Genomic DNA, 24,821 nt, shown 5'->3' on the forward strand with positions numbered 1-24,821 from the left:
CGGCTGATTCGGGTCCCGGTCCAGCCCAGCCGGCGGTCCTGGTCCGGCCTAGCCGGGGGTCGTGATCGAATCGTCGACGATGCCGGCCTTCCGCCGGGCCGCGAGCCGTCGCTTCTGCGGCTCGATCGTGTACCGGGGGTCTTCGGTCGAGCGGATGCCGGCCCGCAGAACTCCGAACCGGGTCAGTGCCGAGGCCGTCAGCAGGGCCACGCCGCAGGCCGCCGCCACCGGCCGGTGCCTGCCGCCGGCCATGACTCCGATGCCGCCGGCGGCAGCCAGCCACTGGCTCCACGCGAGCATGCGTCCGGGCGCACCCTCGCGGAGAGGTTCGGCCGCGACCGGGTCCATCCGTTGTTCCATGGCCCGGGTGGCGATCAGATCGCCGGCAACGCCCAGGACCGCCAGTACCCGGGCCGGGCCTGCTTGCTGGACCGGTGTGGTGATCATCGCCAGACCGGCTGCGGCAAGGCTGGCAGAACTGACGAAGACGAAGGGCAGGTCTTCGCGCGCTGCGTTCCACGTCGGGTTGGCAGTATCCGACAACAACACCGCGGTGTAGGCGGAGAGCGGGGTGGCGAACAATGCTGCCTCGACGCCCGCAGGCCCCTCGATCGTGCGCAGCACTTTGCGCAGCGGCCCCAGCGGGAGCCGTGATCCGGTCATGCGGTCGATCTCGGAAGCTGCGGAGATGCCGACGCCGGCGCTGAACGCCGTCAGGATCCAGGAGCCTAAACTCATCGGTGATGTGGGTTTGATGGTCCGCAGCATATTGAGGAAACGCTCCGGCCGGCCCAGATCGGCAACCAGCGCCGCAGCACCAATTCCTACCGATGCAAGGGCTGCAAGCCTGCTGTTCCGGCACAGCTCCGGCCTGCCCGTGAGCTGTCCGCCGAGTCCAAGCAACGCGGAGCCGCCCGCCACGCCACCCAAAAAGAGGTAGGCACTGATCGGGTCGCCCCACGGCGGTGGTTTGACCACCGGCCGGCCGTAGTAGGAAGTGAACTCCGCCTCCGGCACCATCGGCGTTTCGCCCGGGCCCTGCCCCGCCCCGGCGCGCCTCCGTTTGCCTCCGCGCTTGGAGCGGCGAGGCGGTTCGGGCGGCCGGTAGTTGTCGAAGTCGGAGACGGTCAAGGGCGGCCTCCCGCCAGAAAGGCCGCAGCGGCCGCGGCCAGCATGCCGGCAGCGGCGAGGCCGGCCCGTTTGAACATTCGTGGAAGGTCGGCGGTGGGCACGCGCGGATCCGGCGGCAGACCGTACACCTCCGGTTCATCCAGCAGCAGGAAGACCGAACCGGTGCCCCCCACGCCGTCCGCGTCGTTGGCCCCGTAGAGGCGCGCCTCGGTCAGCCCCTGCGCGTGCAGTTCGGCAACGCGCTCTTTCGCGGTGCTCACCATCTGCTCGCGCTCACCGTACTTGATCGACGTCGTCGGGCAGGCCTGGGCACAGGCGGGAGTCTGGCCATCAACCATCCGGTCATAGCACAGCGTGCATTTCTGCGCGACGCCTACGTTGCGGGTCGGTGCCTGCTCCCCCGGCGTGAAATCGCGCTGTCCCTTCACTCCGGCCGTGCCATCGCTGCGCCGCTCGATCACTCCGAACGGGCAGCCTGCGACGCAGGTTCCGCAGCCATTACAGACATCGTCCTGCACCACAACCGTGCCGTGTTCGGTCCGGAACAGGGCACCGGTCGGGCAGACGTCGAGGCACCCGGCATTGGTGCAGTGCTTGCATACATCCGAAGACATCAGCCACCGGAAATCGGGCGTGTTCGGCGGCGTCGTGTCCACGTCGGGTGAAGTGCCCGCAGCGGCGGCGGGGGCGCCCGGCGGTCCGATGCCGGGCATGCCGAGGCTGACCAGCGCCCGACCGGATTCGCGTGCCTTGTCGATATGCTCACGGTCCTGCTCAATGAAGGCAACATGCCGCCAGGTGTCGGCTCCCAACGAGCCGGTGTTGTCGTAAGAGGACTCCAGCAGCTCGAACTCCGAGTCGTGGGGATTGCGGTTCCATTCCTTGCAGGCCACTTCGCAGGCTTTGCACCCGATGCAGATCGACGTATCGGTGAAAAAGCCCTTTCGAGGGTGTCCCGTGTGCGGGATGTGTCCGGGGGCTTCGGTCAGCTTGTTCATTTAGCCTTCCCTCGTCGCGTCGTCGCCCGACCCTCGGTTGGGGCCGGTGACCTTGTCGCTGCCGGTCTCGGGCGTCACCCCGGCGCGGGCCCGATAGTCGGCCACCAAGGACAGGAGTTCGGGCCCCTGCGGCCGACGACCCGGGATGATGTCGCACGATCCGACTTTGGATTCCTGGATCTGCACGTTCGGGTCAAGTGTCACTCCGAGCAGATCGTTGGCCGCATCGCCGCTGACGACGGCGTCACCGCCGACTCCCCAATGGTAGGGCAGCCCGATCTGGTGCATCGTTCGCCCTCCGACCACCAACGGCCTCACCCGGTCGGTGACGAGTACCTTGGCCTCGATGGCGGCCCGTGGCGAGATGATGGTTGCCCAGCCGTAGGGTTCCAATCCGCGTTCGGCCGCCAGTTCCGGGGATACTTCGCAGAACATCTCCGGCTGCAGCTCGGAGAGGTACGGCAGCCATCGGCTCATGCCGCCGGCTGTGTGGTGTTCGGTCAACCGGTATGTCGTGAAGACGTACGGGTAGATGTCCACCCCGGGTGTGCCCGCACTGGGTGCGCTGAGGTTGTCTTCGCGCGGATAGATCAGCCGGGCCGGGTTCTGCTGCTGCCGGTAGAGCGGGTTGGCCACCGGGGACTCCTGCGGCTCATAGTGGGTCGGCAGCGGACCGTCCACCATGCCTTTCGGCGCGAACAGCCATCCTTTGCCGTCGGCTTGCATGATGAAGGGGTCGTCCCCGGCCAGCGCGGCCGCGCCGCCGAGGGATATATCGGGGCGGCTTCCCGGAGCGCGATCTACCGGGAAGTCGGGGACGTCCTCCCCCGTCCACCGGTTTTGCTCCTGGTCCCACCAGATGTACTTCTTGCGTTCGCTCCACGGCTTTCCCTCGGGGTCCGCGGAGGCGCGGTTGTAGAGAATGCGGCGATTGGCAGGCCAGGCCCAGCCCCATTCGGCGGCGACTGGCCCTTGTTCCTGGCCGGGCTTTCGGTCCGCGGCGTGGTTAATGCCGTCCGCGTACACGCCGGTATAGATCCAGCATCCGCCATCCGTCGAGCCGTCGGGCCGCATCTCGGTGTACGACGAGAGAGGCTGGCCGGCCTTGGGGCCACTGAGGTGGCGGCCGTTGATTTCAGCCAGCACTGCCTCGCCGTCAGGCTCGCCATTTTCATCGGTGGGATAGTCCCAGGTCAAATCCAGCAGCGGCCGGTCCCGTTCATCGGTCGAGTCCGCAAGCTTGGCCCGGATGCGCTTGCCCAGCTCATAGAAGAACTGCAGTTCGCTCTGGCAGTCGCCCGGCGGCCGGACAGCCTGGTGCCGCCATTGCAGCAGTCGCTGGGTCTGTGTGAAGGAGCCTGCCTTTTCCACATGGGTCGCCGCCGGCAAGAAGAAGACCTCGGTACCGATGTCCTCGGTGCGCAGCTCGCCCGAAGCGATCTCCGGACCGTCCTTCCACCATGTGGCCGACTCAATGAGGTTGAGATCGCGTACCACCAGCCACTTCAGATGGGACATACCAAGGCGCTGCATCCGGCCATTGGCGGAACCGATGGCCGGGTTCTGGCCAAAGATGAAGTAGCCGTCTACCTCATCGGCAAGCATGTTCATGACCGTTTGGTAGGTACCGTGCGGACCGTCAATCCGGGGCAGGTACCCGTAGGCCCAGTCCGAGTCTTCGTTGGCGGCGTCGCCCCACCAGGCTTTGAGCAAGCTGATGGTGTAGGCGTCCGCGTCTGCCCAGAAGCCCTTCTGCTCCTTGGACGCGATGCCGTCGCAGTATTCGCTCAGCGTCTCAATGCCGGCCTTCGGCATGGGGAGGTATCCGGGCAACAGGTTGAACAGCGTGGGGATGTCGGTGGAGCCCTGGATGCTGGCATGGCCGCGCAGCGCCATGATGCCGCCGCCAGGCCGCCCCACGTTGCCCAGCAAAAGCTGCAGGATCGCCGCGGTCCGGATGAACTGCGCACCCACGGTGTGCTGGGTCCAGCCGACGGCATATGCAAAGCAGGTGGTCCGGTCGCGGCCGGAGTTCTCTGTGACGGCCCGCGCCAGGTAGTCAAAATCCGCCAGCGAGATGCCGCAGGCATCCCGGACCATTTCCGGGGTGTAGCGCGAGTAGTGGCGCTTCAGGATCTGGAACACTGTCCGCGGGTGCTCGAGGGTCGGGTCCTGCACAAACTCAGGGCGCCCCATCGGCGGACCGCCGCTGCCATACTGATCCCCGGCGGCCCGGGCGGCGGTATCGGCGCCGTGTTCGTGTCCGTGTTCTGCCGACTCTTCTGTCTCTGACTTCCGCTCATAAGCCCAGGACGCCAGATTGTAGTGGCCCGTTTCTGGCTCAAATCCGGAGAACAACCCGTCCAGATCTTCGGTGTCACGGAACTCTTCGTTCACCAGCGTTGCCGCGTTCGTATAGGCAAGGACATATTCCCTGAACCACAGATCGTTGCTGATCACATGGTTGATCAGGGCACCCAGAAGCACGATGTCCGAACCGGCGCGGATCGGGACGTGCTTGTCGGCCACCGCGCTGGTGCGGGTGAATCGCGGATCCACATGGATGACCTTCGCGCCACGTGCCTTGGCCTCCGTCACCCACTGGTAACCGACGGGATGGCACTCGGCCATGTTTGAACCCTGAATCACAATGCAGTCAGCATTGGCCATGTCCTGAAGCGATTGCGTCGCTCCGCCGCGTCCAAAGGAGGTACCCAAACTGGGAACCGTGGCGGAGTGTCAAATGCGTGCTTGGTTTTCCAGTTGGATGGCGCCCGCTGCGGTGAAGAGTTTTTTGATCAGATAGTTCTCTTCATTGTCCAGCGTGGCCCCGCCCAACCCCGCGATGCCCATGGTCCGCCGGAGCGGACGACCGTGCTCATCGTTTTGCTGCCAATTGTTCCGGCGCGCTTCGAGGAACCTCTCGGCCACCATCTCGACGGCGGTGTCCAGGTCCAGATGCTGCCAGTCCTTGGCATGGGGTGCCCGATACAGCACCTGCGTCTCCCGGCTCGGCGCATTGACCAGCTGCTCGCTCGCTGACCCCTTGGGGCAGAGCCGACCCCGGGAAATCGGCGAATCCGGGTCGCCTTCGATCTGGACGACCTTCTCATCCTTGACGAAAACTCGCTGGCCGCATCCCACTGCGCAATAGGGGCACACGCTTTGCACCACCCGGTCCGCGGTGGACGTTCGCGGAGCAATATCGCGGGTTCGGGGCGAGGTGACGGCCCCGCCCCGCCCGAGAGAATCACTCGTCCGGAACTGCCGTACAACCGGCCACTCCAGATAGCTGAACCGCGACATGCGCCCACCCTAACCCAAACAATGCACGGGCAACAGGGGCGCTACGGCGCCTTAGCGGGCAGCCCTCAAAGTCCCGTCCGCCGAACCGCAGGCTTATCCGTTCCAGGAAACCTCGGAACGCTGGGATGGCACCGCACACCTACATCCACAGGACACCGTCTTCCCGGAATTCCCGGATGCGGTGGGCCGTCATCCTGCCCAGCAGCTCAGTTGGAACCGGTCCCGAATACGGCAGCTTGATGGAACCCTTGCCAGTCTGGAAACCGGCAAGTTCAGCGGTAAACGCCTGCAAGGTGCTGGGCGTGAAAACAAAATTTGCGTGTTGTTGGTAGCCGGCGAAGATGAACATGATGGTTCCGTCCAGGGAGTAGGCCGGACTTCCCCACTTCAACCCTTCATCGGCCTGCGGAACCTGGGTACGGCTCAGCTGGCGGAGTTCGGCCAACCGCCGACTGGCCTCTTCAGGGAACGATTCGAGGTATTCGTCAACGGTTTGCGGCTTGTTCACGCTCTCAACGTACCTCTTTCCAGACAGCCAGCATCGATTCGACGGCCTCCAGATGCATCGTTGCCGCGTCCACTCCCCCGTCCGATACGGGCAGCCCGGCCCACCACCGACGGGCCTGAATTTCGATGCGGGAACCGGCAAGATATTCACAGCAGGCGTCGTGCGGTCCATACTCGAACACGTACAGGGCATCCGCACGGCGGAGCCGCCCCTGGCACAGGGCTCCGGCGGCAGATGCAGGCGCGAACATCGGAGTCCGGCATGTCCATTTGGAGCGGTTCCCAATCCATCCTCAGGCGCAAACCGATTACCGAGATGGTGGAGGAAAGCGGGGAAAGCCATCTTTCCAAAAGCCTGGGCCTGTGGCAGCTGACCGCGATCGGCGTCGGCGGGATCATCGGCATCGGCATCTTCACGCTCGCCGGGCTGGTGGCCAACGGCGGCGGCGAGGCTCCGCCGGTCGGTCCGGCAGTTCTCATTTCCTTCCTCATCGCCGGCCTTGCCAGCGCCGCGGCAGCACTGTCGTACGCAGAATTCGCCGGCATGATCCCGTTTGCCGGCTCCGCCTATACCTATGGCTATGTGGCGCTCGGGGAACTCATCGGCTGGTTCATCGGCTGGGACCTGCTGCTGGAATACACGGCCATCGTCGCCGTCGTTGCCATTGGCATTTCGGGCTATTTCAGCGCCTTCATGGAGGGCATCGGCGTCCAGATACCGGCTTGGATGGAGGGCACGGGCGACACGGTCGAGGGCGGCGTGATCAATGTGCCGGCCATTGTGGTGTGCTTGCTGATCGCTTGGATCCTCAGCCGCGGTACCCGCACCTTCGGCCGGTTCGAGCTGATAGCGGTGGGGCTGAAGATCGCGCTGATCCTCTTCATCATTGGGCTGGGCTTCTTCTTTGTGAACCCGGGAAATTACACCCCGTTCATGCCCTCGGGGTTTGGTCCGGTGCTGGCCGGGGCAGCCACCGTCTTCTTCGCGGTCTTCGGCTATGACGCCATGAGCACGGCGGCGGAGGAATCCGTGGACGGCAAGAAGTACATGCCCAAGGCGATCCTGCTCTCACTGGGCATCGCGATGACGTTATACGTGCTGGCCACCCTGGTGTTGACCGGCATGCAGAACTACACAGACATCAATCCGACCGCAGGGTTTGCGTCCGCCTTTGAGTCGGTCGGGCTGCCGGCTGTGGCCACGATCATTTCCGCCTTTGCCGTGGTATCGATCCTGACCGTGATGCTCACCTTCCTGCTCGGCGTGACCCGCGTCTGGTTCTCGATGAGCCGCGACGGACTGCTGCCGGCCTGGTTCTCCGCCACGGACCGGCGCGGCACTCCGCAGCGGGTGACCTGGATCGCCGGCATCGCGGCAGCGCTGCTGGCCGGAGTGTTCCCCATCCGGGCCGTGGCGGACCTGACGAACATCGGCATCCTGGCCGCCTTCGTGGTAGTCAGTATCGCCGTCATCGTGCTGCGGCGTACCCGGCCGGATGTGCCGCGCAGCTTCCGGCTCCCGCTGATGCCCGTGGTCCCTGCCTTCGGCGTCCTCGCCTCCTTGTTCCTGATGTTCCAGTTGCACTGGGAAACCTGGCTGCGCTTTGCGGTCTGGCTGATCATCGGTCTGGTCATCTACATCTTCTACAGCCGCAAGCACTCGCTCATGAACCCGGACAGTCCCCGCCACAGAGCCGTGCAGTGAGCTGGCGGCCCGGACCTGTATGGCCGGCAGCATGTCGGACGGGTCAGCTGAAGAAGCGAATAGGAATACGGATTGAGAAAGGGGTGGCCCGTCATGGGCGCTGAGGAGGCTCCACGGCTCACCGTCGTGCAGCCCGGGGAAGGACGCCAAGGCAGCCTTGGAAGCATCGGGGTTGTTTTCAAACTGTTCGGCGAACACACCAACGAGCAGATCTCGATCGTGGAGCACCCGTTCCCGGTCGGGGCTTTGGTTCCGCCGCACTTGCATACCCGCGAGGATGAGTATTCGATCGTCCTCGAAGGCGAGATCGGATTCCGCTCCGGTGAGCGGGAGGCCGTACTGGGCGCAGGTGGCTACATCACCAAGCCGCGCGGAGAACTGCACACCATGTGGAACGCAGGCAAGGTTCCGGCGAGGATGATCGAAGTGATCAGCCCGGCCGGGTTCGAGCACTTCTTCTGGGCAGTGGCCGATGAGCTTGAAGCCGGGGAACCAACTGATCCGGACGCCATCGGCAAACTGGCAGCCGAGTACGGCCTCCAGTTCGGCGAGGCGCCCTGGTTGCCCGGCATCATAGCCCGGTACGGCCTGACTCCTCCGATGTGATGCGAAGGTCCGCGGACACACCGGATTTCGTTAGATCCCCAGATCAGCCAGGGCAGCGCGGAACGCAGAGACCGACAGTTGCCGCTCATCGATCCGGCAGCGAATAGCGGGCCTCGATGTTGCCGATTTTCCAGTACGCGACCGCGGCCAGCCAGGTTGCCGCGAACAGCGCGCAGATCAGGAAACCAAAGTTCTCCAAGTTCACGGACGCGATCCAGGCCACGGGACCGCTATCTACCTGCATTCTCTCGGCCACCAGTCCCAGTAGTCCTACGCCGGCGACAAGGAAAGCCACCAGGACGGACGTACCGGTGACCATGAGGTTGTAGTACACCTTCCGGACCGGGCGCGCGTAGGCCCACTGGTAGGCCCGGTGCATGAAGATGCCATCGAGTGTGTCGAACAACGTCATGCCGGCGGTGAACAGGACCGGCAGAACGAGGACCACATACCAAGGTGCGGTGAGGGCGGCACTGCCGCCGATGACAAACAGGCCAATCGTCGTTGCCGTATCGAACCCCAGCCCGAACAACACACCGACGGGGTACATCTTCCATGGCCGATCGATCTGTCGAGCAAGCGGGGCCAACACCCGGTTAAGGAGCCCGCGGTTTTGCAGCAGGTCCTCGACTTCGGCTTCGTTGTATTCGCCGCTCCTCAGCTGGCGGAAGACACGGGCGATCCCGATGAAGGAATACAGGTTCAATGTACCGATCAGCAGCAGGAACAGGCCGGAGACGATGACACCCCAAACTCCGGTTACGGAAGCCAGCAGCGAATCGCCGTCGGAAATCTGGTCGGCCAGGCTATGCAGCCCGGCGGCCAGCAGCGTGACAGCAACGATCACGACGGTCGAATGCCCCAAGGCGAACCAGAAGCCCACGGACACCGGCCGGCTGCCCTCCCCCACCAGCTTGCGCGTTGTGTTGTCCACGGCTGCAATATGGTCGGCGTCAAACGCGTGGCGCGCCCCCAAAATGAAAGCAGTAAACGCCAGTCCGAGCCCGAAGGGCGCCCGGTCGGCCACTTCGTAGTGCCCGGGTAAGACGACGGCGAAGAACATGCCCCACCCGGTGACCATCAGGAACGCAATCACCGAGGCCATGCCCAAGACACTGCGCCGGCTGCCAGCCGCTTGTCTTTGGAGGTGGCGTTTCACGATGTCCTGCCACTCTGGCCGCATAGCGGCCTCGTCTAGGGAACGTCAATGGAGCATTTCCGCCCAGAATGCAGAGCACGCTTTGCCGTGTCAAGAGGCCGCGTTGCCTCCTCGACGGTGCGCTTTCACCCCGCTGCGGCTTCACCGCCCACCCGGTCCCCAAGGCGGCAACTGCATCGAACCATCAACCGGCGCGCGGGGCCTGGGGAATCCTTCTTGACGCATTCGGAGCCTCCAGTATCGTGATGGCAATCGACAAGCACTGACGACTTGGAGTACCGATGGCCGTTCGCGTTGACCTCAACATCTCGCTGGATGGGTTCGCCACCACGACGGATCAAACCCCGGAGAATCCCTTTGGCGACGACTGGCCCCGCCTGGTCGACGCGTATGCCGCGACCAGGACCTTCCGCGAGCGCGTCCTGCACGACACGTCAGGCCAGGGCACGACCGGCGTGGACGACCAGTATGCGAAGGCGTACTTCGCTGACACCGGAGCGGAGATCATGGGCGCGGGGATGTTCGGCCTGCACAACTTTCCTGACGACCCGGACTGGCGCGGGTGGTGGGGCGACGAGCCCCCATTCCGGATCCCGGTCTTCGTGCTCACGCATCGAGTCCCACGGCCCTCGATCGAGATGACCGGCGGCACCATATTCCATTTCCTCTCCGCAACGCCACAGGAAGCGCTCGACCGGGCATTGGAAGCCGCCGGCGGCAAGGACGTCCGTGTTGGCGGCGGAGCGACCGTCGTGCGCGACTTCCTGAAGGCCGGGCTCGTCGATCAACTCCACGTGGCGATCGCTCCGATCATTCTCGGCCGCGGCATCCGCCTCTGGGACGACCTGCGCGGCCTGGAAACCGGCTACAACGTGGCCGCCGAAACTGCGGAGAGCGGCACGGTCCACCTGACATTCCGGCGCTAGGCCGCACCTCACGTCCGGATGCAAGAAGAGCCAACGCTGGCTGAGCGCTCAATTCTTCTTCAGTTCCTCAGCGAGCATCACGATGATGCCGCTGGGGCCGCGGACGTAGGTGAGCTTATAGACGTCCTCATAGGTGGCCACACCGCGAAGCGGGCGGCAGCCGTGCTTCGCGGCGATCTCCAGGGCCTCGTCCAAGTCATCGACCGAGAACGCGACCCGGTGCATGCCAATCTCGTTGGGCCGCGTGGGCGCCGTCTCGATCGCATCGGGGTGGATGTACTCGAAGAGCTCGAGCTGGCCGTGGCCGTCCGGGGTTTGCAGCATCGCGATCTTGGCATGGTTGCCATCAAGCCCGACGGCGGTGTCGGTCCATTCACCGCTGACCGTGTCACGGCCGATAACCGAAAGACCCAGGTCGGTGAAAAAAGCGATCGTGGCGTCGAGGTCCCGGACTGCGATGGCGACGTTCTCAAGTTTGATGGCCATGCGCGTCATGTTAGCCAGCCGAGAGCACACCCGTGAAGGCCCTGCTTCGCGCCGGTGTTGCGGGACAATAAACGCGTGGACGACCTGCATGTGCCCCCGGGACCCGGCGTGCCCGGCGGACTCCGCATACCGGCAGCAGAGCTGCTGGAGCAGTTCTCGCGAGCCTCCGGACCCGGCGGCCAGAGCGTCAATACGGCCGACTCCCGCGTGCAGCTGAGTCTCGACCTAGGCACCACAACAGCACTGAGCGACGTCCAGCGCGAACGCGCCCTCGACCGGCTCTCGGAGCGGATTTCGGGCACGGTGCTCACGATCAGCGCCTCCGAGCACCGCTCCCAGCGGCTCAACCGGACCGCGGCCAGGCAACGCCTTGTCGCACTCCTCCGCGACGCATTGGCTCCCACAACGGTGCGGCGACCGAGCCGGCCCACCCGTGGCTCACAGCGTCGTCGGCTTGCAGGTAAACGGTTGCGCTCCGAGACCAAGCGCAATCGCCGGCGCCCAGAGGCCGAGTGACCTTCTCTGTTAGCGGGATCACCTGGCAGTCAGTTTGGTGATCCGACCTGCCCTGGCCCACCCTCCAGTCGATACCCTGTCAACCGCTTGGCTTGCTGGCCACCTCGCCAGTGCAGTCAGGGGCCGACGATCCCGGGGCCACGGTCGGGCTCGTCGTCGCCGCCTTCTTCGGGAAGCAATCCACGCTGGTCGAGCACGTACAACAAGATGAAGGCCGGCACGATCAACAGCACGGCGAGACCGGCCGCGACCAGCACGGCGGTGATCGTGCCCGGCGGCGCTGCCGCCGCGGAGACTGTGAGCGTTTCGGGCAGCAGGTAGTCCCACTGTGCAACGCCCCAGGCCAGCACGAGGGCACCGGCCGCGGCGATCGCGGCCAGCCGCCCACCGCGGCGGGGGCGGCCTCGGAGCAGAACCAGCGCGCCGAGCCCTGCGACCACCGAGATGATCACCAGCGGAAGGGCCCTTGAGGTGAGTCCTTCGAAGACGTAGCTAGCTTCGCTGCGTACCACGAAGAGTCCAACCAGGGCGACGGCTCCAGCCGCGGCGCCGGCAGCCACCGCGCGGACGCGGAAGTAGCCGACCATCGCCTCGTCGGCGAGGCGGCCGGCATCCCAAGTGAGCAGTACCGCGGCGACGTAGGCCGTCACGGCCACGGCGAGCAGCCCCATGACCACCGACGTCGGGTTGAGCCAGCTGTGCAGCGGATCGCCCGCCCGGCCGCCGGCCGGAACCTGGCCGGCGGCGATGCCGCCCGCGATGGCGCCGAAGCAGTAGGGCACCAGCACCGAGGAGACGGCGAAGATGACGCCGAAGCTGCGGCGGGCTCGCTGCCGAAACACCGCCTTCCCGAAGGCGAAGCCGGCACCGCGCAGGACTATGCCGAGGGCCGCCAGAGTGAGGGGCACGAACATGGTCAAGGTGATCGACGCGTAGGCCTCGGAGAAACACGTCCAGAGCACGACGAAGATGAAGATCAGCCACACGTGGTTCGCTTCCCACACGGGTCCGATCGAGTGGTCGATGACCTCGCGCGGCCGCTCTCCACGCTTTGTGCCACCAGCGGTCAAGTCCCAAAAGCCCGCACCGAAGTCAGCGCCGCCGAAGATCGCGTAAATGGTGATGGCAGCGAACAAGAGCAGGGCCGCGGCGGTGTCCATGGGTGATCCCTAGGTCTCTTCCACCTGCTGACGCGGCCCATACGGAGAGTCTGTCTCCTCGAACCACTGTGCCTCACGGTAGCGACGACTCATCCCGCGCAGGACGAGGATGGTGGTGATGCCCAGCCCGATGTAGAGAATCGTGACCCCGATGAAGGTAATCCACACTCCGGTGTTGGTGGTCGCGGCGTCCTCCACCCGCATCTTGTTGTAGACGATCCAGGGCTGGCGGCCGACCTCGCTCACCGTCCAGCCTGCCTCGAGCGCCAGGACGGCGAGGGGCCCGGCTACGACGGCGCAGCGCAGGAACCACTTGCTGCGAGGCATGTCTCGTCGGAAGATCCACGATGCCCAATACCACAGCGTCAGCAGGAACAGGGCGGTTCCGACGCCGACCATGATGTCCCACGCGAGATGGACGACGTTCACCTGGCGGTTCGTCGGCCGCTCGTCGGAGGGTACAGAGTCGAGCCCCTGCACGACGGTCGCCCGGCCAGTACTAGGGTCGGACAACCACGAGGCCAGCCCGGGTATGGGGACACCGCCCACCACCTCTCCTTCCGAGTTGAGATGGCCAAGCAGCGTCTCGGGCACGTCGCTGCCGGTGGTCGGCACCATCTCGATGGCGGCGAACTTAACCGGCTGGTTGCTATAGACCCAGCGGGCCAGGCCGTCGCCGACTCCCATCTGCACCGGGACGGCGCTGGCGGCCACGGTGAAGGCGATGAGGAAACCGAGCCTGTGGTAGTGGTCACGCCGCCCGCGCAGCATCGCCGTCGCGTAGACCATGGCCACCAGGAAGCCGCCGACCAGATAGGCCGCAATCACCATGTGCGCCGCCATCAGCGGCATGGCCCGGTTGAAGATCACCCCGAGCGGATCCACCGCCACGACATTCCCGGCGGTGTCCAGCGTGACTCCTTCGGGGGAGTTCATCCACGCGTTGGCGGCCACCACCGAAATGCTGCCGAAGATGCCGGCGACGGCGATCGGGACACCGGTCCAGAAATGGGTCCAGGGTTTGAGCCGCCGCCAGCCGAAGATGTAGATCGAGATGAATACGGCCTCGAGAAAGAAGAAGAGACCCTCGAACGCGAAAGGCACACCGAACGCCTCGCCCCAGTGCCCCATGAACTGAGGCCACAGCAAGCCGAACTCGAAGGAGAGAACCGTTCCGGTGACGGCGCCGACTGCGAAGGTGACCGCCATGTACTTCGACCAGCGCTGAGCAAGCCGGATGGCGACAGCGTCGGCCCGCCTGATCCCTCGATAGTTGGCGATCAGCGCCATCACCGACCAGGACACGCCGAGTGGCACCAAGACGATGTGGAAGGCCAGCGTGAACGCCATCTGCGCACGCGCCCACGGAACCGGGTTCACCTCCATTGTGGGGATGAGGACGTCAACGAACAGCGTCATGTCGCACCCCTTCCGGCGTCATTGACAGCTGCCATGGGGTCCCGGGGAAAGCCAAGGCCGGAGCCTCCTGGAGCGGGTTCTCGGTTCTACCGTTGCTGCCTCTAGGCACTGATCCTGAACCCCGGGGCGGACGGCGTCATCACCCAAAATGGGTGATGACGGGGACCGGGAGGCAGTGGTTGGCTCTGATAAGTGCCGGTCTAGGTCAACTCCGGCACAAAGGCCGCCAGCAGGTTCATTTTCTGGTTGAGCGTCGATCACGTTGAGGAGATGCCATGACACCGCCCATGGACAACCGAAGCGCGGCTGGCCGTGGCCAGCCGGTTAGCGCAGGTCAGGATTCCGCCGACGCGTTCGTGGTGTTCGGAATCACCGGAGACCTGGCCAAGGTGATGACGTTCAGATCGCTGTACCGGCTGGAGCAGCGGGGTTTGTTGCAGTGTCCGATCGTCGGGGTTGCCGTCGATGATTGGACGGTTGATCAGTTGGTGGAACGGGCCCGGAAATCGATCGAGGGCACTGGAGAGGTGATCGACGCCGCCGTCTTCGACCGCTTCGCGGCCCGGCTGTCCTATGTGCAGGGCGATTTCGGCGACGCAGCGACCTATGGCCGAGTCGCCGAGGCGATTAAGGGCGCCGGCAGCCCTGTGTTCTACCTCGAAATCCCGCCCTTCTTGTTCGGCACAGTCGTCAAGGGCTTGGCCCGGGCCGGCCTGACCGCGACGGCCCGGGTAGTGGTAGAAAAGCCGTTCGGGCATGACCGAGCTTCGGCTCGCGCCCTGGCCGAGGATCTGCACCAGTTCATCGACGAGTCGCAGTTGTACAGGATCGACCACTATCTGGGGAAGATGGGCCTGGAGGAGATCATCTACCTGCGGTTCGCCAACACGATGCTCGAACCGATCTGGAACCGAAACTACGTCGAGTGCGTCCAGATCACGATGGCCGAGGATTTCGGCGTCGAGGACCGTGGCCACTTCTACGATCCCGTCGGTGCGCTGCGCGACGTGGTCGTCAACCACCTCATGCAGGTCGTCTCCGCGGCTGCAATGGAGCCCCCGTCCGGGGGTGATCCGCAAACGCTCAAGGACTCGCAGGTCGCTCTGTTCCGCGCGGTCTCCGCGGCCGATCCCGCCCACTACGTCCGCGGCCAGTACGAGGGCTACCAGAGCATCAACGGCGTGGCACCGGATTCGACGACGGAGACGTACGCCGCGTTGCGGCTCGACATCGACAATTGGCGCTGGTCGGGGGTGCCGTTCTTCATTCGGACCGGCAAGAAGCTTCCGGTCACTCAGACCGAGCTTCGGCTGGTGTTCAAGCAGCCGCCCCGACTCGGCTTCAACTTCGGATCCGATCGCCGGCCAGAGCCCAATCAGATTGTCATCAGGCTTGACCCGTCGACCGGCGCCAGGTTCAAGGTCGAGGCTCTGCGTGCGGACACAGTCGGCCCCGGGGCCATCGATCTCGACATGGAGTTCGCTGACGAAGGGGGCGAGGGGCCGACTCCGTATGAGGTGTTGCTCCACGCGGCGATGGTCGGAAAGAGTACGCGGTTTACCCGCCAGGACGGGGTCGAGGAGACGTGGCGGATCATGCAGCCACTCCTGGATGCGCCGCCACCGGTGCACAGCTACACACCCGGGTCCTGGGGCCCGGCAGCTACAGATGAGCTGACCGCCGATTACGCCGGTTGGCACCGGCCTTGGCTGGCGTCATGAGTCCCAACGCTGCCCGGCGGGCCACCGAGCAGATCACGCCTATACGCCTCCCTGTTTGCAGCACCCCCACATCACCTTCACCATCCCGGAAGGCCCAGCGGTGTTGCCAGGCCTTCCGTCCCTCAGGGTCGCCAAGAAAACCGTTGAAATAGCACAGCCCCACTCCTAGAGTCATATATGGGGAAGGATGAGAGGGATCATGGGCGACCATACTGACGGCGACCCGAAAACTCCAGACATCGCTGCTACCACCAGCCCGGGTCAGGTAGAAAAGTTCCAGGATCCTGGACTACCTCCCCACCGCCCGCGCCGTGCCGATAAGGATTCCCGGGCCGCAAAACGTGCCGAGCGGCAGGTTGCAATTCTCTTTGCCATATCCATGATCGGTACCCTGCTTTTCTTCGTCGGGTATTTTGCCATCCCGTTACCCACTGCGATTTCCACGCTGCGACTGCAAAACCTGCTGCTGGGCATGGGAACGGCCTTCGCGATGCTCGGCATCGGCGTCGGCATCATTCACTGGGCGAAGACCCTGATGCCGGACCATGAAGTGGCCGAGGAACGCCACGAGGTCCGCACCGAAGAAGACCGCCAGGACGCGGAGCAGATCATGGGCCAAGTCCTTGACGAGTCCGGCATCAAGCGCCGTCCCCTGATCCGCAACACCCTCATTGCCGCCGGGGCGCTGGCCATCCTGCCGGCCATCGGCATCTTCCGCGACCTGTCCAAGAACCTCGATCCGGCCGTCCTGGGACACACGCTGTGGAAGGAGGGCACGCGTCTGGCACGCGACCCCGAAGGAACACCGATCAAAGCCTCGGACGTGACTTTCGGCGCTATCTTCCATGTCGTCCCTGAAGGCCTGAACGAACTCCCCGTTGGCAAGCTCGACGAAAAAGCCAAGTCAGTGGTCCTGCTCGTCCGTCTGGACCCGGCAGATCTGCATCCCAGTCCCGGCCGGGAGGACTGGGCCTACAACGGCATCGTCGCCTATTCCAAGATCTGCACGCACGTCGGCTGCCCGGTGGCCCTGTACGAGCAGCACACCCACCACCTGCTCTGCCCCTGCCACCAGTCCACCTTCGACGTGACCCATCAATGCGAGGTCATCTTCGGTCCTGCATTCCGACCGCTGCCGCAGCTGCCGATCACCGTGAACAGCGAGGGCTATCTGGTCGCCCGGAGCGACTTCCATGAACCTGTCGGCCCGAGCTTCTGGGAACGTGCCCTGCTGGAATCCGGCGGCTAGATCTGCTCGGACGCGGCCGACAACTTCCCGGACGCGGCCGGCCTGAGGGCACCCCAGCCGAAGTCCCGCCGGTTCAGGCCTGCTCGTCAGCGGGGGCGCTCGGGTTCGACCAGCACCAGGATCGTGTCGGGGCGTACGCCGTCGAACTTCATGGCGTCGGCAGCGGCTTCGGACTCCATCATGCGCTGGAACGTGTCCGGGTCCGGGACTTCGACGATCAGACCGACGCGGTTGGTTTTGTCCGGATCCACAAAGGTCCGAACGGTCATGCCCAACGGTCCGAAGAGTTCTTGACGCCGCGGCGAGCTGAGCCAGTGATCAACGTCGTCAACCTCGTGAAAGATCAATAGGGTTGCCATCGTCGCCTCTACTTTCGAAAGGCGGTATTAGGAGCCCGGATCGGGAGACAATCGCGTGAGGAACTCCTAACCCATGCAGAAAGTACCACAGCCGGCTCCTCTTCGATAGACACCCGGAAAACCGCTGAGATCGCTCGCGGCGTCAGGGCGGCCGGTACCAGCCGACCATCGGCAGGCGGCCGGGTGATTTGTCCTATCGAAACTCCGGGCGCGGGGACCTGACCGGGAGTATGGTTCAGTCATGCCTCCCTTGGAGAATTTCGTCGCCTTCGCCGTCACGGCGGCGGTCATCATCGTGATTCCCGGCCCCAGCGTGCTCTTTACCATCGGACGGTCCATCGCCTTCGGCCGCAGGGCGGGAGTCCTCAGCGTCGCAGGCAACTCTCTTGGGATCATCCCCGCCATCCTCGCTGTCGCCTTCGGCGTAGGCGCGATCGTGACGGCCTCTGTCGTCGCGTTCACCGCGCTCAAAATCGCCGGCGGTCTTTACCTCGTCTGGCTCGGTATCCAGGCCATTCGGCACCGCCGCGCGCGTGCAACAGGAACACCTCGTGTCCCGTCATCCTCCTGGAAGCTGCTGCGCCAAGGCTTCATCGTCGGTTTCACCAATCCCAAGACCCTCGCGTTCTTCCTTGCCGTGCTGCCGCAATTCGTCGATCCCGCCGCGGGAGCGGTGTGGGCGCAGCTGCTCCTTCTCGGGCTGACTTTTCAGGCCATCGCGCTGGTCTGCGACAGCGCGTGGGCTCTGGCTGCCGGCACTGCCCGGGCGTGGTTCGCCAATTCCCCACGCCGGCTCTCCACCCTTTCCGGGGCTGGCGGCGCGATGATGATCGGCCTTGGCGGCACGCTCGCACTGACCGGCTCCAAGAGCTGAAGGACGGGTTCACGCCGCCATCGAGCAAGTGGTTAGGCTGGGTGGATGGCGACAGTCATTCTCGTGCGGCACGGACGCACCACAGCCAACGCCGCTGGACAGCTCGCAGGTCGGGCCGCGGGCGTCTCGCTGGACCAGACCGGGCGCGACCAGGCGGCCCTGACCGGGGACCGGCTCGCGGCCGTGCCCGTCGTCGGGGTGGTGTCGAGCCCTCTGGAGCGTTGTCGGCAGACCGCCCAGTTCATCCTCGATCGCCAGGCCGGCGCGCCGGACGCGCCGATCGATCCAGATCTCACCGAGTGCGATTACGGCGAGTGGCAGGGCCGCGCGATCAGTGATCTCGAGACCGAGGATTTGTGGCCGGTTGTGCAGTCGCAACCGTCCGCCGTCGTCTTTCCCGGCGGTGAATCCCTGGCCGCGATGCAGGCCCGGTCGGTGGCAGCGATTCGACGCCACGATGCAGCCTTCGAGGCGGAGCACGGGCCAGGGGCCGTGTGGGTGGCGGTGAGTCACGGCGACGTCATCAAGTCAATCCTTGCCGACGCGCTTGGCATGCACCTTGACCTGTTCCAGCGCATCAACGTGGGCCCAGGGTCCGTGTCCATCGTGAGCTACGGCATCAGTCGGCCAAGCGTCTACGCCACCAACACCGACGCCGGTGATCTGTCATGGCTGTCAAAGGGCATCCGCTCTGCCGGTGCGCCGGTGGGCGGCGGTGCAGGGAAGCAAGCGCCCTGAACTTCATGGGCCTAAAATACTGACATGCCTACACGTGTTCACGAGTTCGCCTGGCCTGATCGCGTCGTCGTTGGCACCATTGGCCTTCCGGGGGCGCGGACGTTCTATCTGCAAGTGCGTGCGGGGACACAGATCGTGAGTATTGCCCTGGAGAAGCAGCAGTCGGCTCTGCTCGCGGAAAAGATCGACGAAATTCTCGACCAGCTCATCGCCGTCGAGGGCAACCCCTTCAGCGTCCCTACGAGCACTCCGATTGAACTTGTCGACAACGACCAACTCGAGACAGTTCAGGAGCAGTTTCGCACCGGCTCAATGACCTTAGGTTGGGACCCGACGACGGCGCAGCTCGTGATCGAGGCCTACGCCATCCCCGATGTCGATGCCGACGACGAAGCGCTTGACGAGGACGGGGCTGACGCGGCCGAGATGCTGGTGGTGCGAATGCCGGTCGGCACCGCCCGCGCTTTCGCGAAGCGCACCCGTGAGGTCGTGGACGCCGGACGCCCAATGTGCCCGCTCTGCGGTTACCCCATGGACGCCGACGGGCACATCTGCACCCTTCCCGAGGCCTGATGCCGGCGCTGGACCTGGTGACCGCCGAGCTGACGCTCACTGGCCGTATCACGACGGCATCAAACGCAACATTTCTGGGCAGTATCGGCGACGTGGTGGTCGTTTATAAGCCGATAGCAGGCGAAAGTCCGCTGTGGGATTTTCCCCCCGGCACGCTGGCCCACCGGGAGGTGGCAGCCTACTTGGTCTCGCAGGCCTTCGGCTGGGACGTCGTACCGCAGACCTGGCTGCGCGATGGCCCGTTCGGCGAAGGGATGGTGCAGCTCTGGCAGGAGCAAGACCCCGCACAACGCGCCGTGGACCTGGTCGCCGCAGACCAGGTACCGGAGACGGGCTGGAAGCACGTGCTCAAGGGTCGAGATGAGAACGGACGCCCGGTCGCCCTCGTTCACGAAGACTCGCCGGCGCTCAGACGCATGGCGGTGTTCGACGTCATCGTCAACAATGCCGACCGCAAGGGCGACCACATTCTTGCCATGACGGACGGGCACCGGCACGGCGTGGACCATGGGCTGACCTTTCACCGTGACCACAAGCTGCGCACGGTGCTGTGGGGATGGCTGGGAGACGCTCTCACCGCTGAGGAACGTGACGGCATAGACCGAGTCAGCGAAGGACTGCACGGCGAGTTGGGCAAAAATCTGGCGGACTTGCTCAGTGCCGAAGAAATCGCATCGATCGCCGCGCGCTGTGCCCAACTGCGCCTGGCCGGGCGGTTTCCGCCTCCGCGCGGTGAGATGTCTGCGGTGCCCTGGCCACTGTTCTAGGTCGATATGCAGCAAATGCAGCGAACCAGGCCACGTACTCAGCGCGACGCCGCTGCACATCTTTCCACGTCGGCTCACCGAAATGAACGAAACTCGGATCCCTGCTGAGAAGCCGGCTGCGCCTCAGCCCAGGACTTCGTCGACATAGCACCAGCGCCACGACTCACCCGGTTCGACGCTGCGCATGACCGGGTGGCCCGTGGTGCTGTGGTGGCGGGCCGCATGCAGGCCGGGGGACGAATCGCAGCAACCGACGTTGCCGCATTCCAGGCACAGGCGCAGGTGGACCGGAGTGGTTCCTTCGGCGTGGCAGTCGAGACACTGAGGGTCGACCGGAACCGGGCGGTCCGGTGCCCGGACCATGTGCCCGCAGCCGGTCGCTACCTCCTGGGGTACGGCCCAGAACGCCCCGTGACGGGTGCCGCAGTCGTCCATGGCGGCGTCGAGCATCGATTCTTCAATGTCCAACCGCTCCAGCACCTCATCCACCACCTCGGAAGGGTAGTCACCCGTTCCGCGAAGTTCCAGGACTTTGGCCCGTTCGGCGTCCAGCATGGCTACCCGCAGCTGCGCATAGCGGTGGCTGGGGGTGCGGATTTCGGTTTCCGGCCGGCCCAGCCGCTCCCAGGCTGCCAAGCCGCGCTCCTCGGTCCGCCGCTGCAGCATATCCAGGACTTCCGGCGGGTCCTCAGGCACAGCGGCTGTGCGCAGCCTTTCCAATCCGGCTGCCACGGTCTGCTGGAGCATCGAGGCCTGAGTCAGCGCGTCTTGCGCAGGATCAGGGCCATGCAGTCCCAGCCTGCGCACCAGCCAGGGCAGGCTGAATCCCTGCAGCACCAAGGTTCCGCCCACTACGGAGAGGGCGGCGAGGATGAGGACCTGGCGGTGGGGTATGTCCTGCGGCAGGACCAAGGCCGCGGCCAGGGTCACCACACCACGCATCCCGGCCCACGAGACAACGGCGGGTACCTGCCAGCCCGGCGCCGGGTCCGATCGCCTGATCCGCGGGACCAGGCGTGGGAGGTACATGGTGGGAAATACCCAGACCGGGCGCAGGACCAATACCGCCAACAGCACCACCGCGCAGGTCCACCAGACGCGTCCGAGGCCGAGCGGGTCAGCGTTCGCGGCATCGATGATCGACCGCACCTGCAGCCCAATCAGTAGGAAGACGGAATTTTCCAGCAGGAACTGCACTGTGGCCCAGTTGCTGCGCTGGCTCAACCGGGATGCACCGCCAGGCATCGCCGGACTTCGGGTGCCGATGATCAGTCCGGCGACGACGACCGCCAGGACGCCGGAGGCATGGATTTTCTCGGCCGGGATGAACGCCACGAAGGGAGCGGCCAGCGACATTGAGGTATTGATGGCTACATTGCGAACCCTCCTACGGATCTGCAGCAGCAGCCAGGCAGCAGCCGCTCCGGCCGCTGCCCCGCCGGCCACGGCGAGCAGGAACTCCAGTCCGATCTCCAGCAGGGTGAAACTGCCGGCTATCGCTGCGATCGAGGCCCGGAGTAGGACCAGTGCTGTTGCATCGTTGACTAGCGACTCGCCCTCAAGGATGTTCACGATCCGCCGCGGCATGCCCACCCGCCGGGCGATGGACGTTGCGGCCACGGCGTCGGGTGGTGCGACCACCGCTCCGAGGGCAAACGCGGCTGGCAGCGGGACGTCGGGCAGCAACCACCAGACCACCAGTCCGACCGTGACGGTACCGAAGATCACGTAACCGACCGAGAGCATTCCGATCGACCGCTTGTTGGCCTGGAACTCCACCACTGAGGTGCGCAGCGCTGCCGCATAGAGCAGCGGCGGCAGGATCCCGATCAGGACGATGTCCGGGATAAGGGCCACCGATGGGATGAAGGGCAGATAAGATCCCAAAACGCCGACCAGCACCAGCAGCAGCGGGACGGAGACCTTCAACCGGCGGCCGAGCGCGCTGACCGCGCAAATCACCGCCACCAGCGCCAGCAGACCGACGGCGACGTCCATGCACCTATTCTGGCAGAATGCTCCGGTCAGTGGTGAGTGCGCAGGAATTCCGCGGGCGGGTGGACCGACGGCGCTCCGGCGTCGTCGTCGGAGGGCTTGAGCCCCTCGGCAGCAAGGGAAGCAAGGGAATGGTCGACGCCTTCCTGCCAGGAGAGCGTGGGACCGGGCTTCGCCGAGGCGACTCCTCTATTCGAAGAACTCGAAGCGCGGCTCGCCCTGGACTCCTGCCCGCTGCATCGCATCTTTCAGTTGCGGGAGGGTCGTGAAGGCGCGGGCCTTGTCTACGGAATCAAAGTAGTGGAGCACGAGAACGTTGTTCGGGTCATCGACCATTCGGTGCACGGATTCGCTGGTTACCTCGGCAGCCGCCTGCATGTCTGCCACTGAATCGTAGACCTTGCGCCAAGCATCGTAGTCGGCGACGCGGTGCAGCGTAAGTAAGAGTGCCATTGCGAGCTCCAGGGGTTGGATCGGGTTGCGCGCCATCCACGATGGTGGGGGCCGCTGGACAAGATTCAAACTACTCCTGAGCATTCGTAGCGGGTAGGGGCTGATGCCTGTGCAGCACAGGGTCATCGCAGTAATGGCACGGACCGTGACCGTGTTCATCCCGATCGCAGGAAGAGCGGAAATGTTGCCTCTGGCTGCCTCCGGGCCCGCCCGTCTGCCCAGGTCGTTCGGAGAGGGTGCCTGGCGAGGTGCATAAAACCGGGTTCCTCTACCACCCGACTCCGGGTTGGTACGACCCGAAGCTCCACTCCCGCCCGCCCGGGTCCAGAACGCGAGCCCGTCGCGTGCCCCACTCAGTGTCCTCGGGCCGGAAAACCGACACGCCGCCGGCATCGACTGCGGCGGTGTAGATCTGATCGACATCGCCTCTAACGACGTACAGGCCCGCCCCGGTCGACCTCCCAACAAGCGGAGCGACAACATAGTCGCTGTCATCACTCGCAACCATGACGACGACTTCGTCCAACCGCAGTTCAGAGTGCACGACCCTGCCGCCAGGACCGTCCTTTCGGGCGACCACTTTGAAACCGATCGCTTCCAGCCAGGCAATTGCGGCGGGAGCATCGGCGTAGCTCAAGTAGGCGGCGAGCTTGGATGCCATGCCAGCATTTTATGTCCATCAAGGAAGGATCGTCTTCGGCTCAGATTTCACCCGCTAGGTCGACGATCCCCCACCGCCGCCGCAACCCGTCTGGCAGTCCTCGCCCACGAAAGCGCGGCCAAAGATGATTGTCCACATGAGACTAACCCTCCTTGGCGTTGGGAAGCAGTCACTTCTGACCGCCAGGCGCCCCAAGACGAGGATCGCGATGAAGAGTTCTGAGGCTGCATCACTCTCCCGGCCAACAGTTATGGCGCCACGCGGCATCGGTGCTCAACGGCATCAATTTGATGAGGCGTGCTGCCGCAAAAGCCCGTGGCGGCTAAGAACACGTGTTCTTAGCGGCCACGGCAAAACGTCTCAGGAAGTCAGGAACTACACATTGAAGCGGAACTCCACCACGTTCCGTAGCCGAATAACCTCTACGACGGCTCGCCAATGCAAACGCGTTCTGCTGGCGCTGTTGATGCGACAGGCAGGGCCCGTTCGCCTCGTGCAGCGGGAACACCGTTTATTTGGATGGCGCTGGCTTTGAAGACAATTCCAAATTCGGTCACGTCCGTGAAAGGTGGCGACGCCGACGTTGACCATCTGCACGATCCCGTTGACTTGTCGAGTGCGAACCTCGGCAACAACGCCGACGAGCGCCATTCGTGTCCAACGTGCCCTGCCCAGGTATGGGCACTAAAGCCACTAAGAACCGTGCGTGTACGACGGCCGGCTGGCCGGTCCGCGTTCTCCACGACAGGGGCGAAACGTCCCCGCCTGCTCGACCCCGGCGACCAAGAGTTCGCCGCCCCGTCGGCGCAGACTGGCAAGCCGACCGCCGGCCGCTGCCGTCCTACGCCGCGGCCGGTTCCAGGACCTCGAGCCGGCACGGCACGGACGCCGGACCGGTGGCCGGGGGCAGCTGCCCCGTCCGGCGAGCCGAGTGCAGGTCTGCCATCGGCACGGCACCCACCACCGCCTGACGCAGGTCAAGGACCACGGCCATTCCGCCGGCAAACGTGCAGGCCCGCCGTACCACCGCGTAAACCGCCCCCAGGTTACGCTCGGTAACCGTGCCCCGGATCCGGATGTGCGCCGCGGCCATGTCCACGTCGAGCCGGACCATCACCTTCAGCTTCGACCGCGCAGCCGGGACCGCCCCGCTGCGCAATTCACGCACGCAGTGGCGCCCCGGCCAGCCGGCGGCGACCCGTGGACCGGTCATCGCCGCCTCTCCGGGAGGGCTCCGCCGCGGAGGCGCCAGACTTGTCCACGATCTGCCCTGCCGCGGCGTTTTCCCGCACCGCAAAGATGGCCGCCGCCGCCCCGGCCTTGTCCCGGAACAGCCCGGAGACGGCCAGGACCTCGTGGTCCTCCCCCGTCAACCGGAACCTGAACTCCGTGCCGTCCGTGAAAATTTCAAACTGCCCCGCCATACCGACCATTCCCCTAGAATCCCGGCGGCACCCCGACCGCCTGCATGCATTGATGTGATCATCAATGCCCCCACGAGGGACTCTCACG

General features: G+C 65.0%; 24 protein-coding genes. 10 read left to right on the plus strand and 14 right to left on the minus strand.

The window, feature by feature from the left end:
• Positions 1 to 48: 48 nt before the first annotated feature.
• The 4 genes from nrfD to E4J89_RS03695 form a co-directional block, all read right to left on the minus strand.
• Positions 49 to 1,131 (minus strand): NrfD/PsrC family molybdoenzyme membrane anchor subunit, encoded by a 1,083-nt coding sequence (gene nrfD, locus E4J89_RS03680; protein ID WP_136784749.1) that lies wholly within the window; start codon positions 1,129 to 1,131, stop codon positions 49 to 51.
• Complete coding sequence (locus E4J89_RS03685) at positions 1,128 to 2,129, minus strand: 4Fe-4S dicluster domain-containing protein (RefSeq protein ID WP_136784750.1); 1,002 nt, start codon at positions 2,127 to 2,129, stop codon at positions 1,128 to 1,130. The genes nrfD and E4J89_RS03685 overlap by 4 nt, the downstream gene beginning before the upstream one ends.
• Positions 2,130 to 5,435, minus strand: a complete 3,306-nt coding sequence (gene fdh, locus E4J89_RS03690) for a formate dehydrogenase (protein ID WP_136784751.1) — start codon at positions 5,433 to 5,435, stop codon at positions 2,130 to 2,132. It lies immediately after the preceding gene.
• A gap of 139 nt (positions 5,436 to 5,574) precedes the next feature.
• The gene (locus E4J89_RS03695; RefSeq protein WP_240691686.1) at positions 5,575 to 5,943 is read right to left on the minus strand and encodes a DUF1801 domain-containing protein; all 369 of its coding nucleotides are present in this window, start codon (positions 5,941 to 5,943) and stop codon (positions 5,575 to 5,577) included.
• 261 nt (positions 5,944 to 6,204) lie between these two features.
• Between E4J89_RS03695 and E4J89_RS03700 the strand changes: the two genes are divergently transcribed.
• Both E4J89_RS03700 and E4J89_RS03705 read left to right on the plus strand, forming a co-directional pair.
• A complete protein-coding gene (locus E4J89_RS03700; RefSeq protein ID WP_136784753.1) occupies positions 6,205 to 7,647 on the plus strand; it encodes an amino acid permease in 1,443 nt (480 codons plus the stop codon).
• A 93-nt stretch (positions 7,648 to 7,740) separates the two neighbouring features.
• Positions 7,741 to 8,253, plus strand: a complete 513-nt coding sequence (locus E4J89_RS03705) for a cupin domain-containing protein (protein WP_136784754.1) — start codon at positions 7,741 to 7,743, stop codon at positions 8,251 to 8,253.
• 85 nt (positions 8,254 to 8,338) lie between these two features.
• Here E4J89_RS03705 and E4J89_RS03710 read toward each other — a convergent pair whose 3' ends face one another.
• Positions 8,339 to 9,358 carry a HoxN/HupN/NixA family nickel/cobalt transporter gene (locus E4J89_RS03710; protein WP_136784755.1) on the minus strand — a complete coding sequence of 340 codons (1,020 nt, stop codon included), beginning with the start codon at positions 9,356 to 9,358 and terminating at the stop codon, positions 8,339 to 8,341.
• A gap of 335 nt (positions 9,359 to 9,693) precedes the next feature.
• Here E4J89_RS03710 and E4J89_RS03715 point away from each other — a divergent pair, with 335 nt between their 5' ends.
• On the plus strand, positions 9,694 to 10,338 hold the full coding sequence (locus E4J89_RS03715) for a dihydrofolate reductase family protein (RefSeq protein ID WP_136784756.1): 645 nt from the start codon (positions 9,694 to 9,696) through the stop codon (positions 10,336 to 10,338).
• Positions 10,339 to 10,386: 48 nt separating this feature from the next.
• Here E4J89_RS03715 and E4J89_RS03720 read toward each other — a convergent pair whose 3' ends face one another.
• The gene (locus tag E4J89_RS03720; protein WP_136784757.1) at positions 10,387 to 10,824 is read right to left on the minus strand and encodes a VOC family protein; all 438 of its coding nucleotides are present in this window, start codon (positions 10,822 to 10,824) and stop codon (positions 10,387 to 10,389) included.
• Between the two features lie 75 nt (positions 10,825 to 10,899).
• Here E4J89_RS03720 and arfB point away from each other — a divergent pair, with 75 nt between their 5' ends.
• Positions 10,900 to 11,340 (plus strand): alternative ribosome rescue aminoacyl-tRNA hydrolase ArfB, encoded by a 441-nt coding sequence (gene arfB, locus E4J89_RS03725; RefSeq protein ID WP_136784758.1) that lies wholly within the window; start codon positions 10,900 to 10,902, stop codon positions 11,338 to 11,340.
• A gap of 116 nt (positions 11,341 to 11,456) precedes the next feature.
• On the opposite strand, the gene E4J89_RS03730 is transcribed toward arfB, so the two are convergent.
• Complete coding sequence (locus tag E4J89_RS03730) at positions 11,457 to 12,500, minus strand: cytochrome d ubiquinol oxidase subunit II (RefSeq protein ID WP_136784759.1); 1,044 nt, start codon at positions 12,498 to 12,500, stop codon at positions 11,457 to 11,459.
• A gap of 9 nt (positions 12,501 to 12,509) precedes the next feature.
• Positions 12,510 to 13,919, minus strand: a complete 1,410-nt coding sequence (locus E4J89_RS03735) for a cytochrome ubiquinol oxidase subunit I (RefSeq protein WP_136784760.1) — start codon at positions 13,917 to 13,919, stop codon at positions 12,510 to 12,512.
• Between the two features lie 275 nt (positions 13,920 to 14,194).
• Between E4J89_RS03735 and zwf the strand changes: the two genes are divergently transcribed.
• Both zwf and E4J89_RS03745 read left to right on the plus strand, forming a co-directional pair.
• The gene (gene zwf, locus E4J89_RS03740) at positions 14,195 to 15,640 is read left to right on the plus strand and encodes a glucose-6-phosphate dehydrogenase (protein WP_205754394.1); all 1,446 of its coding nucleotides are present in this window, start codon (positions 14,195 to 14,197) and stop codon (positions 15,638 to 15,640) included.
• Between the two features lie 199 nt (positions 15,641 to 15,839).
• Entirely contained in the window at positions 15,840 to 16,889 is a 1,050-nt protein-coding gene (locus E4J89_RS03745; protein ID WP_136784761.1) for a Rieske 2Fe-2S domain-containing protein, read from the plus strand.
• An 86-nt stretch (positions 16,890 to 16,975) separates the two neighbouring features.
• On the opposite strand, the gene E4J89_RS03750 is transcribed toward E4J89_RS03745, so the two are convergent.
• Positions 16,976 to 17,248 (minus strand): hypothetical protein, encoded by a 273-nt coding sequence (locus E4J89_RS03750; protein WP_136784762.1) that lies wholly within the window; start codon positions 17,246 to 17,248, stop codon positions 16,976 to 16,978.
• A gap of 241 nt (positions 17,249 to 17,489) precedes the next feature.
• Between E4J89_RS03750 and E4J89_RS03755 the strand changes: the two genes are divergently transcribed.
• The 4 genes from E4J89_RS03755 to E4J89_RS03770 are packed head-to-tail and all read left to right on the plus strand — an operon-like array spanning position 17,490 to position 20,200.
• The gene (locus tag E4J89_RS03755; RefSeq protein WP_136784763.1) at positions 17,490 to 18,122 is read left to right on the plus strand and encodes a LysE family translocator; all 633 of its coding nucleotides are present in this window, start codon (positions 17,490 to 17,492) and stop codon (positions 18,120 to 18,122) included.
• 45 nt (positions 18,123 to 18,167) lie between these two features.
• Complete coding sequence (locus tag E4J89_RS03760; protein WP_136784764.1) at positions 18,168 to 18,860, plus strand: histidine phosphatase family protein; 693 nt, start codon at positions 18,168 to 18,170, stop codon at positions 18,858 to 18,860.
• Between the two features lie 24 nt (positions 18,861 to 18,884).
• Positions 18,885 to 19,433, plus strand: coding sequence for a DUF3090 domain-containing protein (locus E4J89_RS03765; RefSeq protein ID WP_136784765.1), 549 nt, complete (start codon positions 18,885 to 18,887; stop codon positions 19,431 to 19,433).
• Positions 19,433 to 20,200 carry an SCO1664 family protein gene (locus tag E4J89_RS03770; protein WP_136784766.1) on the plus strand — a complete coding sequence of 256 codons (768 nt, stop codon included), beginning with the start codon at positions 19,433 to 19,435 and terminating at the stop codon, positions 20,198 to 20,200. Before E4J89_RS03765 ends, E4J89_RS03770 begins: the two co-directional genes overlap by 1 nt.
• 123 nt (positions 20,201 to 20,323) lie before the next feature.
• Here E4J89_RS03770 and E4J89_RS03775 read toward each other — a convergent pair whose 3' ends face one another.
• The 5 genes from E4J89_RS03775 to E4J89_RS03795 all read right to left on the minus strand — a co-directional run bounded on the left by E4J89_RS03775 (position 20,324) and on the right by E4J89_RS03795 (position 24,733).
• Positions 20,324 to 22,198 carry a Na+/H+ antiporter gene (locus E4J89_RS03775; RefSeq protein WP_136784767.1) on the minus strand — a complete coding sequence of 625 codons (1,875 nt, stop codon included), beginning with the start codon at positions 22,196 to 22,198 and terminating at the stop codon, positions 20,324 to 20,326.
• Positions 22,199 to 22,384: 186 nt separating this feature from the next.
• A complete protein-coding gene (locus tag E4J89_RS03780) occupies positions 22,385 to 22,648 on the minus strand; it encodes a cyclase (protein WP_136784768.1) in 264 nt (87 codons plus the stop codon).
• Between the two features lie 268 nt (positions 22,649 to 22,916).
• The gene (locus E4J89_RS03785; protein WP_136784769.1) at positions 22,917 to 23,309 is read right to left on the minus strand and encodes a VOC family protein; all 393 of its coding nucleotides are present in this window, start codon (positions 23,307 to 23,309) and stop codon (positions 22,917 to 22,919) included.
• 841 nt (positions 23,310 to 24,150) lie between these two features.
• Entirely contained in the window at positions 24,151 to 24,477 is a 327-nt protein-coding gene (locus E4J89_RS03790) for a hypothetical protein (RefSeq protein ID WP_136784770.1), read from the minus strand.
• Positions 24,470 to 24,733, minus strand: coding sequence for a DUF1508 domain-containing protein (locus tag E4J89_RS03795; RefSeq protein WP_136784771.1), 264 nt, complete (start codon positions 24,731 to 24,733; stop codon positions 24,470 to 24,472). The genes E4J89_RS03790 and E4J89_RS03795 overlap by 8 nt, the downstream gene beginning before the upstream one ends.
• Between the last annotated feature and the right edge of the window lie 88 nt (positions 24,734 to 24,821).

This window comes from Arthrobacter sp. CAU 1506, assembly GCF_005047635.1.
Lineage (GTDB): Bacteria > Actinomycetota > Actinomycetes > Actinomycetales > Micrococcaceae > Crystallibacter.

Excerpts from the sequence above, each read along its gene's own strand:
- E4J89_RS03780 (WP_136784768.1), bottom strand. The coding sequence starts at position 22,648 with ATGGCACTCTTACTTACGCTGCACCGCGTCGCCGACTACGATGCTTGG.
- zwf (WP_205754394.1), top strand. The coding sequence starts at position 14,195 with ATGACACCGCCCATGGACAACCGAAGCGCGGCTGGCCGTGGCCAGCCG.
- E4J89_RS03760 (WP_136784764.1), top strand. The coding sequence starts at position 18,168 with ATGGCGACAGTCATTCTCGTGCGGCACGGACGCACCACAGCCAACGCC.
- E4J89_RS03770 (WP_136784766.1), top strand. The coding sequence starts at position 19,433 with ATGCCGGCGCTGGACCTGGTGACCGCCGAGCTGACGCTCACTGGCCGT.
- E4J89_RS03705 (WP_136784754.1), top strand. The coding sequence starts at position 7,741 with ATGGGCGCTGAGGAGGCTCCACGGCTCACCGTCGTGCAGCCCGGGGAA.
- E4J89_RS03710 (WP_136784755.1), bottom strand. The coding sequence starts at position 9,358 with ATGGCCTCGGTGATTGCGTTCCTGATGGTCACCGGGTGGGGCATGTTC.
- E4J89_RS03795 (WP_136784771.1), bottom strand. The coding sequence starts at position 24,733 with ATGGCGGGGCAGTTTGAAATTTTCACGGACGGCACGGAGTTCAGGTTC.
- E4J89_RS03745 (WP_136784761.1), top strand. The coding sequence starts at position 15,840 with ATGGGCGACCATACTGACGGCGACCCGAAAACTCCAGACATCGCTGCT.
- E4J89_RS03720 (WP_136784757.1), bottom strand. The coding sequence starts at position 10,824 with ATGGCCATCAAACTTGAGAACGTCGCCATCGCAGTCCGGGACCTCGAC.
- E4J89_RS03700 (WP_136784753.1), top strand. The coding sequence starts at position 6,205 with ATGTCCATTTGGAGCGGTTCCCAATCCATCCTCAGGCGCAAACCGATT.
- E4J89_RS03755 (WP_136784763.1), top strand. The coding sequence starts at position 17,490 with ATGCCTCCCTTGGAGAATTTCGTCGCCTTCGCCGTCACGGCGGCGGTC.
- E4J89_RS03730 (WP_136784759.1), bottom strand. The coding sequence starts at position 12,500 with ATGGACACCGCCGCGGCCCTGCTCTTGTTCGCTGCCATCACCATTTAC.
- E4J89_RS03715 (WP_136784756.1), top strand. The coding sequence starts at position 9,694 with ATGGCCGTTCGCGTTGACCTCAACATCTCGCTGGATGGGTTCGCCACC.
- E4J89_RS03785 (WP_136784769.1), bottom strand. The coding sequence starts at position 23,309 with ATGGCATCCAAGCTCGCCGCCTACTTGAGCTACGCCGATGCTCCCGCC.
- E4J89_RS03765 (WP_136784765.1), top strand. The coding sequence starts at position 18,885 with ATGCCTACACGTGTTCACGAGTTCGCCTGGCCTGATCGCGTCGTCGTT.
- E4J89_RS03735 (WP_136784760.1), bottom strand. The coding sequence starts at position 13,919 with ATGACGCTGTTCGTTGACGTCCTCATCCCCACAATGGAGGTGAACCCG.
- E4J89_RS03750 (WP_136784762.1), bottom strand. The coding sequence starts at position 17,248 with ATGGCAACCCTATTGATCTTTCACGAGGTTGACGACGTTGATCACTGG.
- E4J89_RS03685 (WP_136784750.1), bottom strand. The coding sequence starts at position 2,129 with ATGAACAAGCTGACCGAAGCCCCCGGACACATCCCGCACACGGGACAC.
- E4J89_RS03775 (WP_136784767.1), bottom strand. The coding sequence starts at position 22,198 with ATGGACGTCGCCGTCGGTCTGCTGGCGCTGGTGGCGGTGATTTGCGCG.